Annotated in this window: 3 protein-coding genes; 2 read left to right on the top strand and 1 reads right to left on the bottom strand. The window is 63.1% G+C overall.

Going from position 1 to position 2,729, the window contains the following annotated elements:
- Window positions 1–2: 2 nt before the first annotated feature.
- Complete coding sequence (locus tag EN925_RS31125; protein ID WP_127388247.1) at window positions 3–1,034, bottom strand: LacI family DNA-binding transcriptional regulator; 1,032 nt, start codon at window positions 1,032–1,034, stop codon at window positions 3–5.
- Between the two features lie 170 nt (window positions 1,035–1,204).
- Between EN925_RS31125 and EN925_RS31130 the strand changes: the two genes are divergently transcribed.
- Window positions 1,205–2,296: a fatty acid desaturase family protein gene (locus tag EN925_RS31130; RefSeq protein WP_024502008.1), complete on the top strand. Its 1,092-nt coding sequence runs from the start codon at window positions 1,205–1,207 to the stop codon at window positions 2,294–2,296.
- An 88-nt stretch (window positions 2,297–2,384) separates the two neighbouring features.
- Window positions 2,385–2,699, top strand: coding sequence for a MocE family 2Fe-2S type ferredoxin (locus tag EN925_RS31135; protein ID WP_027161041.1), 315 nt, complete (start codon window positions 2,385–2,387; stop codon window positions 2,697–2,699).
- Window positions 2,700–2,729: the final 30 nt, after the last annotated feature.

Below are 2,729 nucleotides of genomic sequence, written 5' to 3' on the forward strand. Positions count from 1 at the left end.
GGCTAGATGTTTTCCGGCAGATAGACGTCGAAGGGCAGAAAGGTCTGGCCCGGAGCGTTGGCGGCGCCGGTTTCGATGGCATGCGCCATCAGGTCGACGAGCTCACGGCATAAAGCGGCGAGCGGGGTCGAGATCACCATGGTGAGGATGTTGTCGGCGAGTGCCGCGCGCGACTCGGCGTTGATCTCGTTGCAGACGACCACCGGCATGGTCGCGGGCTTCGCTGCCCGCAGCGCCGAGACCGCGCCTTCCATGCCACCGCCGGCGACGTAGCAGCCGGCAAGATCCGGATAGCGCGCCAGAAGATCGATCATCGCGTCATGGGTCACCTGGTTGGCTTCCAGATTGACCAGCGTTTCAAGCACGCTGAACTCCGGCGCATGCTCGCGGAAGAAGGAGCGAAAGCCGATCTCGCGCAGCTCATGGCCGTGGAAGCGGTGGCTGCCGACGAAGAGGGCGACCTTGCCGGGCCGCTTGGCTGCCTTGGAGATCATCCATGCGGCGGTGCGCCCGACCTTGCGGTTGTCGAGGCCGATATAGCCCTCCCGGATGCCGGCGGCAAAGTCGGACAGCACCGAAAAGACCGGCTGTCCTCTCGCCTTCAAGGTTTCCACGACCGCTGTCAGGGTCGGATGGTCCGGACCGACAACGGCGATGGCCCTCGATTTCGCCGCCAGCCTGCGCATCTGGGAGGCGATCTCGTCGGGAGCCAGGGAGCTGGCGAAATCGATGCTCGCAACGCCGCGGAAGCGCTGCGATTGCGAGATGGCCAGTTCGAGTTCCCGCGCGAAGTCACCGTAGAAGGCATCGTTGCCCCGCAGCAGCAGGAAGCCCAGGCGGTACTCCGGCAACTCCTGGCGCATGCGCTGCTTGATAAGGCCGGCGGCGTGGTAGCCGATGTCGGTAGCGGTCTCGTAGACGCGGCGCGCTGTCTCTTCGCGCACCGGCAGCCGGTTGTTCAGCACGCGGTCGACGGTGGCGACACTGACGCCCGAGATGCGCGCCAGATCGGATATTGTCGGCCGCTTCACCATGCTTGCCTCGTCGGGTTTGCTCGAGCCCTTCGTACATCATCCTGATGGGAAATGATAGAAACTATCTTTATGATGTTGAGTCTATCATCAGTCGGCGTTACTTTGACGCCCGAAGCCAAGGGATTTCATGGCATTCGCTCTGGCGGATGCCTTTGCCGAGGGAGGCAATCATGTCCACTGCGCCGTCCCGGCGTGACTACAGCCTGATCGGCCGCGACGCCAAGCTCGCCGTCGAGACCGGCCTGTCGGCGGCCGAGTGGTATCACACCGACATACCGCGCAAGCAGATGAAGGAGCTGATGCAGCGCTCCGACGGGCCGGCGATCCGCGATACCGCGATCTGGTTCGCCGCCCTGATCGTCAGTGGCGCCGGCGGCGCCTGGCTCTGGGGCACATGGTGGTGCGTGCCGTTCTTCTTCGTCTATGGCGTGCTCTACGGCTCCTCGACGGATTCACGCTGGCACGAATGCGGTCACGGCACCGCCTTCCGCACGCAATGGATGAACGATGCGGTCTATCAGATCGCCTGCTTCATGATCATGCGCAATCCGGTGACCTGGCGCTGGAGCCACACGCGCCACCACACCGACACCATCATCGTCGGCCGCGACCCGGAAATCTCGGTGATGCGGCCGCCGGATCTGGTTCGCGCCATGCTGGGCTTCGTCGGCGTGCTCGACGCCTGGCATGCGATGAGCGATATGCTGCGCAACGCCGCCGGCACCGTCAGCGCCGCCGAAAAGACCTTCATTCCAGAACAGGAGCAGCCCAAGGCGATCCGCGTCGCCCGCATCTGGACGGCGATCTATGCCGCCACCGTCGGGCTGGCGCTCTACACCGGTTCGTTCCTGCCGCTGATGCTGGTCGGCCTGCCCAGGCTCTACGGCGCCTGGCACCATGTCATGGTCGGGCTGCTGCAGCATGGTGGCCTGGCCGACAATGTCACCGACCACAGGCTGAACAGCCGCACCGTCTACATGAACCCGATCAGCCGCTTCATCTACTGGAACATGAACTACCATGTCGAGCATCACATGTTTCCGATGGTGCCCTATCATGCGCTGCCGAGGCTGCACGAACTGATCAAGCACGATCTGCCGGAACCGACACCGTCGATCCTGGCCGGCTACCGCGAGATGATCCCGGTCTTCCTGCGCCAGCTGCGCAACGAGGACTATTTCCTCAAGCGCGAGCTGCCGCCGACCGCACGGCCATATCGCGAGGAATTCCACAACGACACTATCGCCGCCGCGGCGGAATGATCGTGCTTCCATCCGATCTAGACTGTTTATTTAACGCAATTCCGGACGGAAAACCGCTGCGCACTTTTTTGCTTTTGGGAGGACTTGAATGAGCGACTGGGTCGAGGCCTGCGCCACCGGCGACATAGACGAGGAGGATGTGATGCGCTTCGACCATGGCGGCCGCACCTTCGCCATCTATCGCAGCCCCGACGACGAGTTCTTCGCCACCGACGGCCTCTGCACGCATGAAAAGGTGCACCTGGCCGACGGGCTGGTGATGGACGACATCATCGAATGCCCCAAGCACAATGGGCGCTTCAACTACAAGACGGGTGACGCCCGCGGTGCGCCGGTCTGCGTCAATCTCAAGACCTATCCGGTCAAGGTCGATGCCGGCAAAGTCCTGATCCAGATCGGATGACCGATATGGCGGGGGGGATGGTCATCATCG

The organism is Mesorhizobium sp. M7A.F.Ca.US.006.04.2.1 (assembly GCF_004022915.1).
GTDB classification, from domain to species: domain Bacteria; phylum Pseudomonadota; class Alphaproteobacteria; order Rhizobiales; family Rhizobiaceae; genus Mesorhizobium; species Mesorhizobium ciceri.

Coding starts and splice junctions, on each gene's coding strand:
- EN925_RS31125 (WP_127388247.1), bottom strand. CDS start 1,034: ATGGTGAAGCGGCCGACAATATCCGATCTGGCGCGCATCTCGGGCGTC.
- EN925_RS31130 (WP_024502008.1), top strand. CDS start 1,205: ATGTCCACTGCGCCGTCCCGGCGTGACTACAGCCTGATCGGCCGCGAC.
- EN925_RS31135 (WP_027161041.1), top strand. CDS start 2,385: ATGAGCGACTGGGTCGAGGCCTGCGCCACCGGCGACATAGACGAGGAG.